The organism is Mycobacterium sp. NGS39 (genome assembly GCF_059812765.1).
Map to the genome: position 1 here is coordinate 101777 of NZ_JCALDH010000009.1, position 16039 is coordinate 117815.

Here is a 16039-nt window from a genome sequence, read left to right on the forward strand (position 1 = left end):
TATCGTCGGAGAACGTAAGCGAAGGGGAGTAGCCCCAAATCGTCGTGTCGACACACTGGCGCAACCACGCCCGGCCGGCGAACCGAGCAACCACAGCGCGGTGGGCGAGACCTTCGACCGGATGCCCGACAGCCGCGTGCGCGCGGCCCGGGCAGCGCGTCGAAAGGTCTACAGATGCTCACCGCGACACTCATCAGCTTGGGCGTGGTGTTCGTGGCCGAGCTCGGCGACAAGTCGCAGTTGATCGCGATGACGTATGCGCTGCGGCACCGCTGGTGGGTGGTGCTGTCGGGCGTGGCGGTGGCCGCGTTCCTTGTGCACGGACTGTCGGTCACGATCGGACACTTCCTCGGCCTGACCCTTCCCGAACGGCCGATCGCATTCGCCGCGGCCCTCGCGTTCGTCTGTTTTGCGGCGTGGACCTGGCGTCAGCGCAGCGACGACGATTCCCCGCCACCGGCGCCGGAACACCGGTTTGTGTTGCTGGCCGTGGTGTCGTCGTACGTGCTGGCCGAACTCGGCGACAAGACGATGCTGGCCACTGTCGCGCTTGCGAGCGAACACAACTGGGCCGGCGTGTGGCTCGGCGCCACGCTGGCGATGGTCCTGGCCGACGGACTGGCCATCGGCGTCGGCGCGCTGTTGCACCGGCGGCTGCCGGAGCGTCTGCTGCACGCCGCGGCCAGTGTGCTGTTCCTGCTGTTCGGTCTGTGGCTGCTGTTCGACGCGGCGCTGGGCTGGCGGTGGGTCGCTCTCGTCGTCACGTCCGTCGTCGCAGTGTTGGCGGTGGCGGGCGCCGTCGCTTTCGCGTTGCGCGCCAAGGCGACCCGGCGAGCGGCTGAGTGACGGTTCGCCAGCCCACCACTTCTGTGACCGATGTGGCTGCTGTTCTCTGGCGCCGCAGCAAATGACTGTCAGCCAGCGAGTCGGAGCTTGCCAGCTGCTTGCGTTCACAAGCTTCTCGCCACCTTTGATGACGCGCGTTATAGTATGCCGCAACGGTGGGTTCGCCGAGGAATGTCGCTCGTCAGAGCGGTCGGTCCGGGTCCCGCGCGCGCGCGGCAGAGTAGCTGTCGACCGCTCCGACCTGCTGTTTTCTACACCAGCGCAAATATTAATTTAGTTTGCACTGTTCTCTGAGCACATCTGTGGGTACGATGAGCAGCAAAATAAACGCGGTCACCAGACACTGCCACCTCCGGAGGGAAATTCATGAGCAAGACGTTCGCGGCGCGACTGAATCGTCTGTTCGAGACGGTCTATCCGCCGGGCCGGGGCCCCCACACCTCGGCGGAGGTGATCGCGGCGCTCAAGGCCGAAGGCATCACCATGTCCGCGCCTTATCTGTCCCAGCTGCGTTCCGGCAATCGCACCAACCCGTCGGCGGCCACCATGGCAGCGCTCGCCAACTTCTTCCGGATCAGGCCCGAGTACTTCACCGACGACGAGTACTTCGAGAAGTTGGACCAGGAGCTCACCTGGCTGGCCGAGATGCGTGACGAGGGTGTGCGGCGGATCGCGGCCCGCACCGTCGGACTCTCGACGGAGGCCAAGGAAGACCTCGTCGCCCACGCCGAGGAGCTGCGGCGCAAGGAGCAGCTGGAGAGCTAGGCGGATCGGGCGTCGGTGCGGCGCCCCGCCGAGTTCGATGTGTCCGCCTCCGAAGGGGCACGCTGACCGCTGACGACGAGATCGCGGTATTGGCGCGCGATCTCCAAGATCCATTCCCGATCGGAGTAGCCCTCCGGTTGACGCAGCCAAGCCAGGCCGGGAAAGTTCGACGCCTTGTCGCCGTCCAGGCTGGCGAAGACCCACTTGGCGATAGCCCCGGCCTGCTCCTGCGGGCTGACAGCCGGCGGGTTGCGATCGACCGCCGAGAGCCGGCCCGCGCGAGCCGCCTGATGCGCCTCCGTAGCCTCCAAGAACAGCCCGTCGGAGATCAACGACATCTGTTCGGCTACCTGGAATGCCAACGGCCCGCGCGGCCGCACACCCACGCCGACGTCGGGCTGCCGTTCGCACAACTCCTGCAACAGCGGCGCGATGATCCGCATCTCCCGACGGGCGCCGAACCAGTCCTCGACGCTGGGCAGTAGCGAGCCGGTGGCGACGATCAACATCGCGCACGCCAGCAGGGTGATCGCCGAGCCGACGCTGACGAATTCCGTGGAGCCCACCGCCCGCATCAGGAAGAACCCGGTGGTCAACACCAATAGACCGATGCCGACGCTGAAGACGAACAGCGCGCGGCCGCGACGGGTGGTGTTGGAGTAACGCATGCCCGCCCACAGCACCACGGTCAGCGCCAGCATGATGTAGAGCAGCGGCAACAGCCAGGGCAGCGAGGTGTGCTGGTTGAGGTTTCGCCGCAGATACTCCTGCGGCGCCATCTCGGGCTGCCGCCCGTCGGCGAAGAAGAACACCACCGACACGGTCGCGATCACCGCCGCGATCCCGTAGTTGGCCCACGCCAGTCGGCGGGTGACCACGGGGTTCATCGCGGACGCCGCCGACGTGATCATCACGCAGCTAGCCGCAGCGCACAGCGTCAGCGCGATCTGCGACAGCGCTACCGAGATGTTGGGCCAGCGCAGCACGGTGTCGACGAGCAGCGTGAGCGGCTGCCAGTTGAGTGCAGCGACGAAGCCCAGGCTGCCGAGCGCGAGCATCATGGCGGCGCTCACCACCGACTGTTTGTTCACCAGGGCCCAGCCGACCCGCAGTCCAGTGGCCACGCCGAGCAGTCCGGCGATGACCCAGAGGATCACCCGAAGGCCTCGCCGAGGCGGACCTGCACGATCGAGGCACGATCCGAACGCAACCGGCCGAGCCGATAGCCGAGAAGCGCGGCGAAGTCTTCCGCCTCCTGTTCGGCGTCTTCTCCGGCGGGCCCCATGCAGCCGGTCCGCTGGTTGAGCATGTAGCGGATCAGGTCATCGCTGACCAGCGCCGTGCCTTCCCGGGCCGCGTCCACCACGGAGATTCCTTCGTGCCCGAGCACCAGGTGGCCCAGCTCGTGGGCCAGCGTTCGGTCCCACGCCGGAAGGCCCTGCTGGATCAGGAAGACATCGTGGTCGGCGTATTGGCGCCACTGGCCGCACACCCCGGGTGGCAGCTCCTCCATCTGGATTTCGATCGGCCTGTTACGGCTTTCCGCAACCGCTTGGACCAGCCGCGTCATCGACACTTCGCCTTGCCGCGGCGCCAGATTCAGCACACTGGAGACCGCGCGGGCGACCCGTCGGCTGGCAGACATGCCGCCCCCTTTCGCTCATCGGTGCCCTGCCGTAGACGCTTGCCAGATCAGCGCAGGAAACGGGAAATGCCCTCCGCTCGAATTAGGTGCCCGGCCCTGGCCTGCCGGTATCCGATGAAGCCGCCGCCCACGGTGAACAGCAGTATCGCGGCGGCGCCAGGCACCGCGATGGCGGTGATCTGCGCCAGTCCCGCGTTGCGCAGGTAATCGCTGTAGCCGGCCCGATAGGCGACGTTCTGGTCGAGTTCATTCGCTGCCGGGTTCGGCGGCGGGCTGGGCAGTGGTTTGTCGACGGAAAGCGGCCCGGATACCGGCTGCGTCACCGGCGACCGCGGCATGTCCATGCCCATCGGGGCCAGCTCGGCCGGCGGCGCACCCGCACCTAGCAACGGCTGCACGGCAGGTCCGGCCAGACTCGCCCTCGAGGTGGGCGGTAGCTGGTTCTGTGCACCCAGCGGCGACGTCGGCACCACGATGTCCGACAGCAGCGCGGTCACCCCGTCGGCGATGAACGACGGCAGCACGAAGTTCATCGTCGGCGTGATCAGCAGTCCGGCCAGCGGCACCTTCTGCGCGATCACAGTCAGAATCGCCACCAGCGGCGTGGGCAGCAGCTGCTTCACGATCGGCGCGTTGAGGTCCAGCTCAGGCAGCATCCGGCCCAGCGGATTCTTGATCGTGGTCTGCTGGCCGGCCGGCACCCCGCTGGGCACCAGCGAAATCGTCCCGTAGGGATTGCCCGTGGACGGGGCATTGGCCGCTTGTGTTCGCGCCGCCGTCGACGTCTCGGGGGTGCCGTTCTGCGCGGCTTCCGGCTCGTTCGAGGGAGCGGCAGGTTGGCGTCCGCTCGGCTGCTGCGCCGGGGTGTTCGCCGACGGCAGCTGCACGGCGCCCCATCCGGGGATCGTGAAAGCCGACACCGGGCCGGCCTGCGTGGCGTCGGTTCCGGTGGCGGTTTCGGGCGCGGTAGTCGGCCCGATGCGGGTGGGCAGCAGCATCATCGGTGGTGAGATGGGGCCCGTCCGGGCCGCGCTGTCGGCCATCTGCTGACCCAGCCACCGCAGTCCCGGAAAACGGGGCAACTTCGCCGGGTCCGTCTTGGTCCCGGTATCGGCGGGCTGCGATGCGCCCGGGTCGGTGGGGCTCACGCCGCCGGTTCCGTCATTTCCAGGTTCGTCGGCGAAAGCCAATGCGCCGGAACCACTCATCAACATGCCGCCCGCGACGACGCAGGCGGCGGCGGTGTACCGGATCAGCGACCGCTCGACCATGTCCTCACTCCAACCCCCAGACGCCAGCGCCCTAAGGCGCATCGGAGTAAGTGCATTGTCTCACATTCGTACCACCGGAAATATCCCAACGGGAAAATTCCGAAACCCACGGCCGGCCCCCGACCGGCACCGGAAAAAGTGCCCCTCCGACAGCGGGCGATAGTGTTGGTCCACCAACCGCGGCGCGGGCATCTGTGTCCGCAATGCGTGCAATGCATCGGAAAGCTCGACCAGACGACCGGGAGGCCAGCCCGCATGGGCCTGTTCACCAAGCGCACGAGCAGAGCGACCCGCCGCGCCGAAGCCCGGGCGCTGAAAAGGCGAGCCAAGCTCGATGCCAAATACGCCGCGCGTAACGAAAGGCGGCGCATCAAAGCCGAGCAACGCGCCGCGCAAAAAGCGCTGCGGGCGCAGCTCAAGGCGCAGCGGGAAAGCGACAAGGCCGCGCTGAAGGTGGCCGAAACCAACCTGAAGGCGGCACGCGAAGGCAAGGTGCTCTCACCGACCCGCATTCGCCGGACGCTGACGGTCACGCGATTGCTGGCGCCGATCGTGGTGCCGGTCGCCTACCGGGTAGCGGTTGGCGCCCGCGGATGGCTCGACGAACGACGCGCCGACCGTCTCGGCGTGCCGTTGACCGAGCTCGGCCAGTTCTCCGGCCACGGCGCACGGCTGTCGGCCCGCATCGCCGGGGCCGAGCATTCGCTGCGGCTGGTCGCCGACAAAAACCCGAAGGACGCCGAGACCAAGCAGTTCGTCGCCGCCATCAGCGCCCGGCTCAAGGACCTTTCCGCGGCCGTCACCGCCGCCGAGAACATGCCGCCGGCGCGACGTCGCGCCGCCCATGCCGCCATCTCCACCGAGTTGGACGGCATCGACGCCGATCTGCTGGCCCGGCTGGGCTTGCACTGACTCTGATGCGCCGACTCTGATGCGCCGACTCGACGCCGCAGCGCGCTGGCGCGGCGCGTCGGCAGCGCTGCTGAGTGTGGCGCTGTCGGTGGGCGCCCACGGCGTCGCCGGTGGCGGCGTCCCGAGCGGCGCAACGCTCGTGCTTCTCGTCGTGCTGGCCGCGACGCTCGGCGCGGTGGCTGCGAGCAGCCAGTGGGCCGCCCGTCCGGCCGGCTTGATAGCGCTGCTGGCCGGCGGCCAGATTCTGGGTCACGTGCTCGGGGCGAGCGCCGGCCACTTTCACGCGCCGGTGCCGGCGCCGACGATGGTGGCCGCGCATGCCGCTGCTGTCGTGGCGGGGGCGGCGCTGATCGCCGCCGGCGAGCGGCTGTGGCGGGCACTGTCGACGGTCGTGCGGGCCGTCGCCGGGCCGTCGGCGGCGGCGCAGCCCTCCTCCGCCGTGCCCGCGACGGTCTCGGATCAGCCGCCGCAGTGGATGGTTCTGCTCTCGGCGTCGAAGTCGCATCGTGGTCCGCCGGTCGGCTTGCTCCGCTGACCCGACCACGACGACAAGAAAGCCGACAACCGAATGACACGCATTTCCCGGGCGCTTCACCGCGCCCTGATCCTCGCTGTGGTGACCGCAACGGCACTGACCCTCGGGCTTCTCGCCGGCACCGCGCCGGCGTCGGCTCACGTCCATGTGGACGCCGACGAAGCCGTGCCCGGCGAGTGGGCGCTGCTGAGCTTCGAGGTACCCAACGAATCCGAAAATGGTTCTCTGACAACCGAATTGGCGGTGACACTGCCGGCTGGCAGCGTTGCCTCGGCTGAGGTGGTGCCGGGCTGGACCGTCAAGCTCGACCGCGACGTGGCCGCCGGAACCGTCCGGTCGGTCACCTGGACCGCCGCACCGGGTGGCGGCATCCCGCCCGACCAGTTCGCATTGTTCCGGATATCGCTGAAGCTGCCGCAGTCCGACAGCGCGAGTTTCCCTGCGACACAGACCTATTCGGACGGCTCGGTGGTCCGGTGGGATCAGGGCGCACTTCCGGGCGGCGGTGAACCCGAGCATCCGGCGCCCACGCTGACGATGCATGCCGAGGACGCGCCCTCGCACAGCGACGACCTCGCGCGCTGGCTGGCGGTTGCCGCGCTGGTGGTGAGTGCGGCCGCGGTGACGCTTGCCTTGGTGCGCCGGCGCCGGTCATGAGGATCGCTGTCCTGCTGGCCGGGCTGCTGACGGCGCTTAGCTTGGCGACGGCGCCGGTGGCTTTCGCTCATGCCGCCCGGATCGCGAACGATCCCGCCGACGGGGCTCGGCTGTCCAGCGGACCGGCGCAGGTCAGCGCAACCTTCAACGAGCCGCTGCAAACCGCGTTCGCCGCGATGACGGTGGTGGGCCCTGACGGCAACATGTGGACCGAGGGCGAGCCTCGCATCGAGGGCGCCGTCATCACCGTCGGCCTGCGACCGCTGGGGCCCGCCGGCCGATACACCGTCAACTATCGGGTCACGTCGGCCGACGGTCACCCGGTGACGGGTTCGTGGTGGTTCGAGCTGACGGCGCCTGGCACGGGCACGCCGGGACCGGCGGTGTCGCCCCCGGAAAGCAGGGGCGTGCCGGTGTGGCCGTTCGTGGTGTTCGCGGTGGCGGTCGCCGGGATCGGTGCGGGATTGACGCTGCGACGGCGCGGGCGCAGCTGAGCCGGCCGTGAAGGCAGCGTCGGCTGTGGCCGCTGTGCTCGCGGCCGTCGTCGTCGCGTCGGCCGCCGCAGTCGTGCTCGCGTTCCCCCATGCGGCTCCCGCGGCTGCGGCGGTGCGGACGCTGGCCGACTGCGCATCGGTCACCACACTCGGGCTGACCGTGGTGCCGGCGCTCGACGACGGCCGCCGACGCCCCGAACTCGCGCGGCTGGCGGCCCCGCCGCTGATCGTGGTGGGCGCTGCGTGGCTGGCGGGCGAACTGCTGCGCCAGCTGCTGGCCGCTGCGCAGAGCGCCGACGTCGCGGTGACCGTGCTGTCGGCGCGGGCTGCGCTCGAGTTCACCCTGCACACTGCTGCGGGCCGGGCCGGTCTGGTCAGCATCCTCGCGGCAGTCACGGTCGGTGTGATCGCAGCGGCGGGTCGGGGCTCGACCGCACTGTCGGCGACCGCCGTGGGCACGTCGGCGCTGGGGATCGCCGCCCGAGTGGTCAGCGGACATCTGTCCCAAAGCGCCTGGGGCGCAGTCGCTGTCGCGGTGCACGCGCTGGCGGCGGCGGTATGGTGCGGCACGCTGGCCGCGTTGGTGATCACGGTCAGACACCGCGGTCAGTGGGCCAGGGTGCTGCCGCGTTTCGCCCGCACGGCTCTGGTGTGTGTGGCCGCGCTGTTGGCGAGCGGTGTTCTGGCAGCGGCTGAGGCAGCGGGATCGCCCGTCTACTGGTACGCCAGCGGATACGGGCGCGTGCTGTTGGCCAAGGCAGCGCTAGCCGCTGCGCTGGTGGTGTTGGCGTGGCGCAACCGCACCGTCTGGCTGCCGGCAGCGCGCTCGCATCGGGCCGCCGTCACGGCGTCGCAGGGCCGCGCGGTCGCCGAGGTGGCGCTGATGGCGGCCGCGCTGGCGCTCGCGGCGGCGCTGGCCGTGACGGGATAGAGGCTCGCGGTGGCCGCTGGCATGATGGGGTACCCCGCGAGAAATTGCGAAGGAGCAGCCCTATGGCAGACCAGCCGGACCGACCGGACGAGCCGCGCGACCCCACGCCGCCGGCTGCCGATCCGCCCGCACCGGGTCAGAAGCCTCCCGCGAAGCGCGCTCCCGCGAAGGCCGCGAAGAAGGCGCCCGCCAAGGCGGCGAAGAAGGCGCCCGCCAAGGGCGCAAAGGCCAGCAAGGCCGATAAGGCTGCGCCGAAGAAGGCCGCCAAGAAAGCCGCGCCACCCCCGCCACCTGCTCCACCGCCGCCGTCCCCTCCTGCTGAGCAGGCGCCCCAGCAGCCCGCACCCGAACCGGTCGGCGCCACGCTCGCCGACACCAACGGTGAGAGCCGCTACGGCGCTGTCGACGACGTCGCCGCCCGCGCGCGCCAAGCGGTGGACACCGCCGGTGACACCCTGGCTACCAGCGTCAGCCGGGTGCAGGTCTCGCAGGCGCGTGTGCAGACCGCGGTGGCGCTGGCGTTGGCCCTGCTGGCGATCGTGGTGGTCCGGCGGCTGCTCGCGGGCGATTGACGTCGGCTTGACCCTGACGTCGCGTCAGGGCCGATAGTGGTGCCATGCACAGCAAGACCGTCGGCGCCGTCGCCGCCCTCACCGGCGTGTCGGTACGGACACTGCACCACTACCACCACATCGGTCTGGTGGTGCCCAGCATCCGCACGGCGGCCGGATACCGCGGCTACACCGACGCCGACATCGAGCGACTGCATCTGGTCCTGGTCTACCGGGCCGCCGGCCTACCCCTCGACGAGATCGCCAAGCTGCTCGACGACCCGGAGGTCGACACCCTGGCGCACCTGCGCCGCCAGCATCAGCTGCTGCTCGACCAGAGAGACCACCTGGACAGCACGATCACCGCATTGGAGAAACTCATGGACGCCCACCGCTCCGGTATTCGTTTGACCGCCGAGGAGCAAGTCGAAATCTTCGGCAGCACAAGGTTTTCCGAGGAGTACGCCGCTGAGGCCCAGCAGCGCTGGGGTGACACCGAGCAGTGGCGGCAGTCGCAGCGGCGCACAGCCGGCTACACCAAGGCCGACTGGCTGCAGATCAAGGCCGAAGGTGAGCAACTGCTGTCCGATTTCGCGGCAGCCAAGCGCGACGGGGTGGTGCCCGGTTCGGCGCGCGCGAACGAGCTGGCGTGGCGACATCGCGACAGCATCGAGCGGTTCTACGACTGCAGCGAGCAGATGCACACATGCCTGGCCGAGATGTACGTGACCGACGAGCGTTTCACCCGCTATTACGACGACGCCGAACCGGGGTTGGCGCAGTTCGTGCACGACGTGATCGTCGCCGCGTACAGCAACGTAGATTCTGGGGCGTGACGAACCGCGTAGAACCCCGCGCCACCGCAGATCTCGTCGACGAAATCGGCCCGGCAGTGCGGAGCTGTGACACTCAGTTCCGTCAGTTCGGCGGTCGGCCGATGTTCGCCGGACGAATCCATACCGTGCGCTGCTTCGAAGACAACGCGCTGCTCAAATCCGTGCTGTCGGACGCAGGCGACGGCGGCGTGCTGGTGGTCGACGGCGGAGCGTCGCTGCACAGCGCGCTGGTTGGCGACGTGATCGCCGGGCTCGGGCAGGACAACGGGTGGTCCGGGATCATCGTCAACGGCGCGGTGCGCGACTCGGCGGCGCTGCGCACCATCGACATCGGCATCAAGGCGCTGGGCACCAATCCCCGCAAGAGCGGCAAGGCCGGGTCCGGCGAACGCGACGTGGAGGTCGAGTTCGGCGGAGTGACCTTCGTGCCAGGCGAATTCGTCTACAGCGACGACGACGGGATAGTGCTCACGCCGATGCCGCGCTGATCGCCGCCGGGCGCTTCGAGAACTCCAGAGCTTCGTCGTCGACCTTGCCGAGCCGAATCAGGCTCACGTCGAACAGGTAGTTCTGCTTGAGCCGCCACGGCACCTTGTGGCCGGCCTTCGGCAGCCGATCCAGCGCCCGCAGCACATAGCCCGGCGTGAAGTCCATCAGCGGGCGCTCCTCGATCGAGTCGCCCGGATGCCGCGGCACCACGGTGTCGTACCCGTTGGCGTCCATGTAATTGATGACGCGACAAGCGAATTCGGACACCAGGTCAGCCTTGAGCGTCCAAGACGCGTTCGTGTAGCCGATGGTGAAGACCATGTTGGGCAGCTCGGTGAGCATCATGCCCTTGTAGGCCATCAGGTTGTGCAGGTCTACCGGGACACCGTTGCGCATGATCGCGGCACCGCCGAACAGCCGCAAATTCAAACCCGTTGCGGTGATGATGATGTCGGCCTGCAGCTCTTCGCCTGAGCTGAGCCGGATGCCGGTCTCGGTGAACGTGTCGATGGTGTCGGTGACCACGTCGGCCTTGCCGTGCCGGATCGTGCGGAACAGGTCGCCGTCGGGCGCCAGGCACAGCCGCTCGTCCCACGGGTTGTACCGCGGCCCGAAATGCTTGTCCACGTCGTAGCCCTGCGGCAGGCGCCGCTTGGCCATGGTCATCAGCTGCTTGCGCATGTAGTTGGGGAACTTGCGGCTGAGCTGGTAGACGGCGGCCTGGTAAAGAATGCTCTTCCACCGGATCGCCAGATACGCGAGCTTGGGCGGCAGCCGCTTCTGCACCTGCACCGCAAACGGATCCACGGCGGGCAGGGAACCGATGTAGGTGGGTGAGCGCTGCAGCATCGTCACATGCCCGGCACCTGAATTGGCAAGGGCGGGAATCAAAGTCACCGCCGTGGCGCCACTTCCGATGACGACGATCCGCTTGCCCTGGTAGTCGAGGTCTTCCGGCCAGTGCTGGGGATGAACGATCACACCCCGGAAATTCTCGGCGCCCGGGAATTCGGGCGAATAGCCCTGGTCGTAGTCGTAGTAGCCGCTGCATGCCATCAGGAACGAGCAGCTGATCTCGACGGTCTCGCCGTCGCGGTCGACCTTCAGGTGCCAGGCGTTGTCGTCGTCGGACCAGTCCGCGGCCACCACCTTGTGGCGGTAGCGGATGTGCTTGTCGATGCCGAACTCTTCGGCGGTTTCCTTCAGGTAGGCCATGATCGACGGCCCGTCGGCGATCGCACGCTCCGATGTCCACGGCTTGAACCGGAAGCCCAGGGTGTACATGTCGGAGTCGGATCGGATGCCGGGATATTTGAACAGGTCCCATGTGCCACCGAGGTTGTCGCGCGCCTCGAGGATGGCGTAGCTCTTGGTGGGGCAGCGCTCCTGCAGGTGCCATGCGGCGCTGATGCCGGAGATGCCGGCGCCGACGATCACAACGTCGAGATGTTCGGACATGCAGCCACGGTATCAACACAGTGTCGAGTCGGTCAACGTAGTGTCGAAAACGTCGACATGGCGTAGAGTGCCTGCCGTGACCGCTTCCGCACCCTCCCGTGGCCGCCGCTCGTCGCGGCCCTCCGGTGACGATCGCGAGGCGGCGATCCTGCGTACGGCCGAGCGGCTGCTCGAAGAGCGCGCGATGACCGAGATCTCCGTCGACGATCTGGCCCGTGGTGCCGGGATCTCGCGCCCGACCTTCTACTTCTACTTTCCGTCCAAGACCGCGGTCATGCTGACGCTGCTCGATCGGGTGGTCGAGGAAGCCAACGCCGCGCTCGACGGGCTCGCCGAACAACTGCCCGACGACCCGGCCAAAGGCTGGCGCATCGGGATCAGCGCGTTCTTCGAGGCGTTCAGCGCGCATAAGGCCGTCGCCCGCGCCGGCGCACCAGCGCTGGTGCTCGACAGCGCGATCCGGGAGCTCTGGTCGACGCTGATGCAGAAGTGCGTCGACAACACCGCGGCCCTGATCCGCGCCGAACGCGAACGCGGCGCGGCACCTGACACCATCCCCGCCGAGGACCTCGCGACGGCGCTGAACCTGATGAACGAACGGGCGATGACAGCAGCGTTCAACGACGAACGGCCGTCGATTCCCGAGGACCGGCTCGTCGACACCCTCACCCACGTCTGGCTGACCAGCATCTACGGCCGCACGCCATAGGTGTCAGACCACGGCGCGACGATGGGGTTGTGGGTCGTGACGCCAGCATCCTGCACGCCGACCTCGACTCGTTCTACGCGTCGGTCGAGCAGCGTGACGATCCCGCGCTGCGCGGGCGGCCGGTGATCGTCGGCGGCGGAGTGGTGCTGGCCGCCAGTTACGAGGCCAAGGCTTACGGCGTGCGCACCGCGATGAGTGGCGGCCAGGCCCGGCGGCTGTGCCCTCACGCGGTGGTGGTGCCGCCTCGGATGTCGGCTTACAGCGCGGCCTCCGACGCGGTGTTCGACGTGTTCCGCGACACCACACCGATGGTCGAGCCGTTGTCGGTGGACGAGGCGTTCCTGGACGTCGGCGGACTGCGCCGGATTGCCGGGGCGCCCGTCGACATCGCTGAAAAGCTGCGGGCCGACGTTCGCGAGCGCGTGGGCCTGCCGATCACCGTGGGCATCGCGCGGACGAAGTTCCTCGCCAAGGTGGCCAGCCAAGTGGCCAAGCCCGACGGCTTGCTGTTGGTTGCTCCGGAACGGGAACTCGCCTTCCTGCAGCCGCTGCCGGTACGCCGGCTGTGGGGCGTCGGCGCGGTGACCGCCGAGAAGTTGCACGCGCACGGGCTCGAGACTGTGGCCGACGTCGCCGAGCTGGGCGAGCCGATGCTGGCGTCGCTCGTCGGGCCGGCGATGGGCCGGCGGCTGTTCGCGCTGTCACGCAATGTCGATTCGCGCCGGGTACAGACCGGTGTTCGGCGGCGTTCAGTGGGCGCCCAGCGGGCGCTCGGCCGAGGCCGGCACAGCGCCGCCGACATCGACGTGACGGTCGTCACGCTCGTCGAACGCATCGCCCGCAGGATGCGCGCCGCCGGACGCACCGGCCGCACCGTGGTATTGCGAATGCGTTTCGAGGACTTCGGCCGCGCGACCCGCTCGCACACGCTGCCCCAAGCCACCGCCTCCACCGCGCCGCTCTTGACGGCTGCGCGCGAATTGGTTTGTGCGGCAACCCCTTTGATCGCCCAGCGTGGCCTGACCCTGATCGGCTTCAGCGTCGCCAACATCGACCGCGACGGTGTTCACCAACTCGAGTTGCCCTTCGACTCGGCGCCCGACGGCGTCGCGCTGGACGGGGCACTGGATCTCGTGCGCCGGCGCTACGGCACCGGTGCGGTCACCCGCGCTGTGCTGCTGGGCCGCGACGCCGGCTTGGAGATGCCGCATCTGCCGGATTGACCACAGCAAAACAGGCATGAGTCCGTTACGGGCCGGGTAACCGCAGAGCAACAACACGGGAGGAACTGGTTCATGCGCGTCACCAGGAAACAGGCGGAACTCAACAGGCAGCGCATCATCGACAGCGCCATTCGGTTGTTTTCAGAGCGTGGAGTCGACGGGGTCGGTGTCGCCGAGGTGATGGCCGATGCCGGTTTCACTCACGGCGGCTTCTACAACCACTTCTCGTCGAAAGACGATCTCGTCAACGAGGCCTGCCGCGCGTCGTTCGCTCGCTCGATGAACGCCATGCGCGAAGGAGATTGCACGCTCGACCGGTTGCGTGACGACGAGTTCGGCGCGTGCGTGTCAGCCGCTATGCTCAGCGAGGCCGCAAAGGGCAAGGCCGGCCTCAGCGCCGTGTTCGCGAAGGGAATCCGCGAGTTCCTCGACATGCTCACCGAGCGGTACGGCAGCCACGACCGCGCCGTGTCGAGTTTGACGTGCTTCGTCGGCGCGCGGGTGCTGGCCCAGGCAGTTGCGCTGTCCGACCGGGAGTTGGCTGAGCAATTCGACGCCGCGCTCTACCCTCAGGACGCTCAGCCGCGACTCCAGGCCAGCAACTGATCGAGCGGCCAGGTGTTGACGATCCGTTCGGCCGGCACACCGGCGTCCAGCGCCCGCTGCGCGCCGTAGGCCAAGAACTCGAGTTGCCCAGGCGCGTGTGCGTCGGTGTCGATGGAGAACACGCACCCGATCTGCAACGCCAGATCCATCAAGCGCCGCGGCGGATCCCGGCGTTCCGGGCGTGAATTGATCTCGACGGCCGTGCCGTACTCCGCGCAGGCGGTGAACACCTTTTCGGCGTCGAATTTCGATTCCGGCCGCAGGCCCCGGTTGCCGTCGACAAGCCGGCCGGTGCAGTGTCCCAGCACGTCGACCAGCGGATTCGACACCGCTCGCACCATCCGGCGTGTCATCGACGGGGCGTCCATGGACAACTTGGAATGGACGCTGGCCACCACGACGTCCAGCCGCTCGAGCAATTCGGGCTCCTGGTCCAGTGACCCGTCCTCGAGGATGTCCACCTCGATGCCGGTGAGAATCCGCATTGGCGCCAGCTCGTCGCGCAGCTCGTCGATGACATCGAGCTGTGCGCGCAGCCGCTCCGGGGACAGCCCGTTGGCGATCTTCAACCGCGGGGAGTGATCGGTCAGCGCGCAGTACTCGTGCCCCAGCGCCTTGGCCGCCTGCATCATCTCCTCGATCGGCGCCGATCCGTCGGACCAGTTCGAATGCAGATGCAGATCGCCCCGCAACGCGGCGCGGATCTCGCTGCCACCCAAATCGCTTGCGCCAGCGCGTAATTCGAGGAGAAGCTGTGGCACCTGACCTGACCACGCCTCGGCGATCACCTTCGCGGTCTTCGGGCCGACCCCGGACAGGCTCTGCCAGCCGTTCGTCTGCCCCAGCCGGTCGCGCTCGGCCTCGTCCAGCGCCTCGATCACATCGGCGGCGCGCCGGTACGCCATCACACGCCGTGGCTCTTCACGCGCGCGGTCTTTGTAGTAGGCGATCTCACGCAGCGCGGCTACCGGATCCATGACTCCAGTGTGCCCAGCGGCAGCGACTACCCTCGGCCCGGTGCGATTCGCGTTCAAAACCTCACCGCAGAACACCACCTGGTCGGACATGCTGGCCGTCTGGCGGGCAGCTGACGACATCGACGTCTACGAATCCGGTTGGACGTTCGACCACTTCTACCCGATCTTCTCCGACCCGGCCGGGCCGTGCCTGGAGGGCTGGACCACGCTGACCGCGCTGGCCCAGGCCACCCGCCGACTGCGCCTGGGCACGCTGGTCACCGGCATTCACTACCGGCATCCGGCGGTGCTGGCCAACATGGCGGCGGCGCTGGACATCATCTCGAACGGCCGGCTGGAGCTCGGCATCGGCGCGGGCTGGAACGAAGAGGAATCCGGCGCGTACGGGATCGAGCTCGGCTCCATCAAAGAGCGCTTCGACCGCTTCGAAGAGGCCTGCCAGGTGCTCGTCGGGCTGCTGTCGCAGGAGACCACGGATTTCGACGGCAAGTACTACCACCTGAAGGCGGCGCGCAACGAGCCGAAGGGCCCGCAGCGCCCGCATCCGCCGATCTGCATCGGAGGCAGCGGCGAGAAGCGCACGCTGCGCATCACCGCGCGCTACGCCCAGCACTGGAATTTCGTGGGTGGGCCACCTGCGGAGTTCGCCCGCAAGCGCGACGTGCTGGCTGCCCACTGCGCCGACATCGGCCGGGATCCGAAGGAGATCATGCTGTCGGCGCATGTGCGCCTCGACGACGACCGCGACTACGCCAAGGTGGTGGCAGACGCGGCGGCGCTGGGCGAAGAAGGGCTGGGCCTGGCGATCGTCTACCTTCCGGTGCCGCACACTCCCGACGTGCTCGAGCCGCTGGCGACGGCGATCAGGGATTCGGGATTGCTCTAGACGGTAACGGATTGATAACGGTCAGCAAAGGCCAGCAACCTCAACGCTTCATGCGCTGACCGTGGCGTTCGGCAGGTCAGACGCCGTAACGCAGTAACTCGTCCGCAGTGACCAGGCGCTCGTGCTTAGCTGGAAACTCGCGGCTCTTCACGGGGTGTCGAAACCATGACCAGGCAATTCGACCCACCCGAGACCGGGGTATCGGGTTCAGGTGCACGATGAACACTCCTGCGGTGAACCAGCTTCAG

General features: G+C 68.3%; 19 protein-coding genes. 14 read left to right on the plus strand and 5 right to left on the minus strand.

From position 1 onward, the window contains the following. The first annotated feature begins 174 nt into the window (after positions 1 to 174). Together AC5Y39_RS14280 and AC5Y39_RS14285 are read left to right on the plus strand one after the other, a co-directional pair. Entirely contained in the window at positions 175 to 846 is a 672-nt protein-coding gene (locus tag AC5Y39_RS14280) for a TMEM165/GDT1 family protein (RefSeq protein ID WP_500017750.1), read from the plus strand. Between the two features lie 366 nt (positions 847 to 1212). Beyond that, complete coding sequence (locus AC5Y39_RS14285) at positions 1213 to 1611, plus strand: transcriptional regulator (RefSeq protein WP_500017748.1); 399 nt, start codon at positions 1213 to 1215, stop codon at positions 1609 to 1611. Here the strand turns inward: AC5Y39_RS14285 and AC5Y39_RS14290 are convergent. From AC5Y39_RS14290 to AC5Y39_RS14300, 3 genes are read right to left on the minus strand one after another with little or no spacing between them, the layout of a single operon-like run. Beyond that, complete coding sequence (locus AC5Y39_RS14290; protein WP_500017746.1) at positions 1608 to 2768, minus strand: hypothetical protein; 1161 nt, start codon at positions 2766 to 2768, stop codon at positions 1608 to 1610. The genes AC5Y39_RS14285 and AC5Y39_RS14290 overlap by 4 nt on opposite strands. Further along, positions 2765 to 3256: an ImmA/IrrE family metallo-endopeptidase gene (locus AC5Y39_RS14295; protein ID WP_499913701.1), complete on the minus strand. Its 492-nt coding sequence runs from the start codon at positions 3254 to 3256 to the stop codon at positions 2765 to 2767. Before AC5Y39_RS14295 ends, AC5Y39_RS14290 begins: the two co-directional genes overlap by 4 nt. Before the next feature lie 47 nt (positions 3257 to 3303). Next, a complete protein-coding gene (locus AC5Y39_RS14300) occupies positions 3304 to 4527 on the minus strand; it encodes a hypothetical protein (RefSeq protein ID WP_500017744.1) in 1224 nt (407 codons plus the stop codon). Positions 4528 to 4782: 255 nt separating this feature from the next. On the opposite strand from AC5Y39_RS14300, the gene AC5Y39_RS14305 reads away from it, so the two are divergent. The 8 genes from AC5Y39_RS14305 to rraA all read left to right on the plus strand — a co-directional run bounded on the left by AC5Y39_RS14305 (position 4783) and on the right by rraA (position 9931). Then, entirely contained in the window at positions 4783 to 5439 is a 657-nt protein-coding gene (locus tag AC5Y39_RS14305; protein ID WP_500017742.1) for a DUF6474 family protein, read from the plus strand. Positions 5440 to 5458: 19 nt separating this feature from the next. After that, a complete protein-coding gene (locus AC5Y39_RS14310; protein ID WP_500017740.1) occupies positions 5459 to 5974 on the plus strand; it encodes a hypothetical protein in 516 nt (171 codons plus the stop codon). A 33-nt stretch (positions 5975 to 6007) separates the two neighbouring features. Then, the gene (locus tag AC5Y39_RS14315) at positions 6008 to 6631 is read left to right on the plus strand and encodes a YcnI family copper-binding membrane protein (RefSeq protein ID WP_500017738.1); all 624 of its coding nucleotides are present in this window, start codon (positions 6008 to 6010) and stop codon (positions 6629 to 6631) included. Beyond that, positions 6628 to 7125 (plus strand): copper resistance CopC family protein, encoded by a 498-nt coding sequence (locus AC5Y39_RS14320; RefSeq protein ID WP_500017736.1) that lies wholly within the window; start codon positions 6628 to 6630, stop codon positions 7123 to 7125. The genes AC5Y39_RS14315 and AC5Y39_RS14320 overlap by 4 nt, the downstream gene beginning before the upstream one ends. Positions 7126 to 7150: 25 nt before the next feature. Next, entirely contained in the window at positions 7151 to 8056 is a 906-nt protein-coding gene (locus AC5Y39_RS14325; RefSeq protein ID WP_500017735.1) for a CopD family protein, read from the plus strand. 62 nt (positions 8057 to 8118) lie between these two features. After that, positions 8119 to 8628, plus strand: a complete 510-nt coding sequence (locus AC5Y39_RS14330; protein ID WP_500017733.1) for a hypothetical protein — start codon at positions 8119 to 8121, stop codon at positions 8626 to 8628. A 44-nt stretch (positions 8629 to 8672) separates the two neighbouring features. Next, the gene (locus AC5Y39_RS14335; RefSeq protein WP_500017731.1) at positions 8673 to 9443 is read left to right on the plus strand and encodes a MerR family transcriptional regulator; all 771 of its coding nucleotides are present in this window, start codon (positions 8673 to 8675) and stop codon (positions 9441 to 9443) included. Continuing rightward, positions 9440 to 9931, plus strand: a complete 492-nt coding sequence (rraA, locus tag AC5Y39_RS14340; RefSeq protein WP_500017729.1) for a ribonuclease E activity regulator RraA — start codon at positions 9440 to 9442, stop codon at positions 9929 to 9931. Before AC5Y39_RS14335 ends, rraA begins: the two co-directional genes overlap by 4 nt. Here rraA and AC5Y39_RS14345 read toward each other — a convergent pair. After that, positions 9912 to 11390, minus strand: a complete 1479-nt coding sequence (locus tag AC5Y39_RS14345; RefSeq protein ID WP_500017727.1) for a flavin-containing monooxygenase — start codon at positions 11388 to 11390, stop codon at positions 9912 to 9914. The genes rraA and AC5Y39_RS14345 overlap by 20 nt on opposite strands. Before the next feature lie 67 nt (positions 11391 to 11457). On the opposite strand from AC5Y39_RS14345, the gene AC5Y39_RS14350 reads away from it, so the two are divergent. From AC5Y39_RS14350 to AC5Y39_RS14360, 3 genes are all read left to right on the plus strand, one after another. Then, positions 11458 to 12099 (plus strand): TetR/AcrR family transcriptional regulator, encoded by a 642-nt coding sequence (locus AC5Y39_RS14350; RefSeq protein WP_500017725.1) that lies wholly within the window; start codon positions 11458 to 11460, stop codon positions 12097 to 12099. Positions 12100 to 12128: 29 nt separating this feature from the next. Further along, on the plus strand, positions 12129 to 13322 hold the full coding sequence (gene dinB / locus AC5Y39_RS14355) for a DNA polymerase IV (RefSeq protein ID WP_500017723.1): 1194 nt from the start codon (positions 12129 to 12131) through the stop codon (positions 13320 to 13322). A 72-nt stretch (positions 13323 to 13394) separates the two neighbouring features. After that, a complete protein-coding gene (locus AC5Y39_RS14360; protein WP_500017721.1) occupies positions 13395 to 13928 on the plus strand; it encodes a TetR/AcrR family transcriptional regulator in 534 nt (177 codons plus the stop codon). On the opposite strand, the gene AC5Y39_RS14365 is transcribed toward AC5Y39_RS14360, so the two are convergent. After that, positions 13901 to 14905 carry a PHP domain-containing protein gene (locus AC5Y39_RS14365; RefSeq protein ID WP_500017719.1) on the minus strand — a complete coding sequence of 335 codons (1005 nt, stop codon included), beginning with the start codon at positions 14903 to 14905 and terminating at the stop codon, positions 13901 to 13903. The two genes, AC5Y39_RS14360 and AC5Y39_RS14365, sit on opposite strands and share 28 nt — an antisense overlap. Positions 14906 to 14945: 40 nt before the next feature. On the opposite strand from AC5Y39_RS14365, the gene AC5Y39_RS14370 reads away from it, so the two are divergent. Continuing rightward, positions 14946 to 15791 carry an LLM class F420-dependent oxidoreductase gene (locus AC5Y39_RS14370; RefSeq protein WP_500017717.1) on the plus strand — a complete coding sequence of 282 codons (846 nt, stop codon included), beginning with the start codon at positions 14946 to 14948 and terminating at the stop codon, positions 15789 to 15791. Positions 15792 to 16039: the final 248 nt, after the last annotated feature.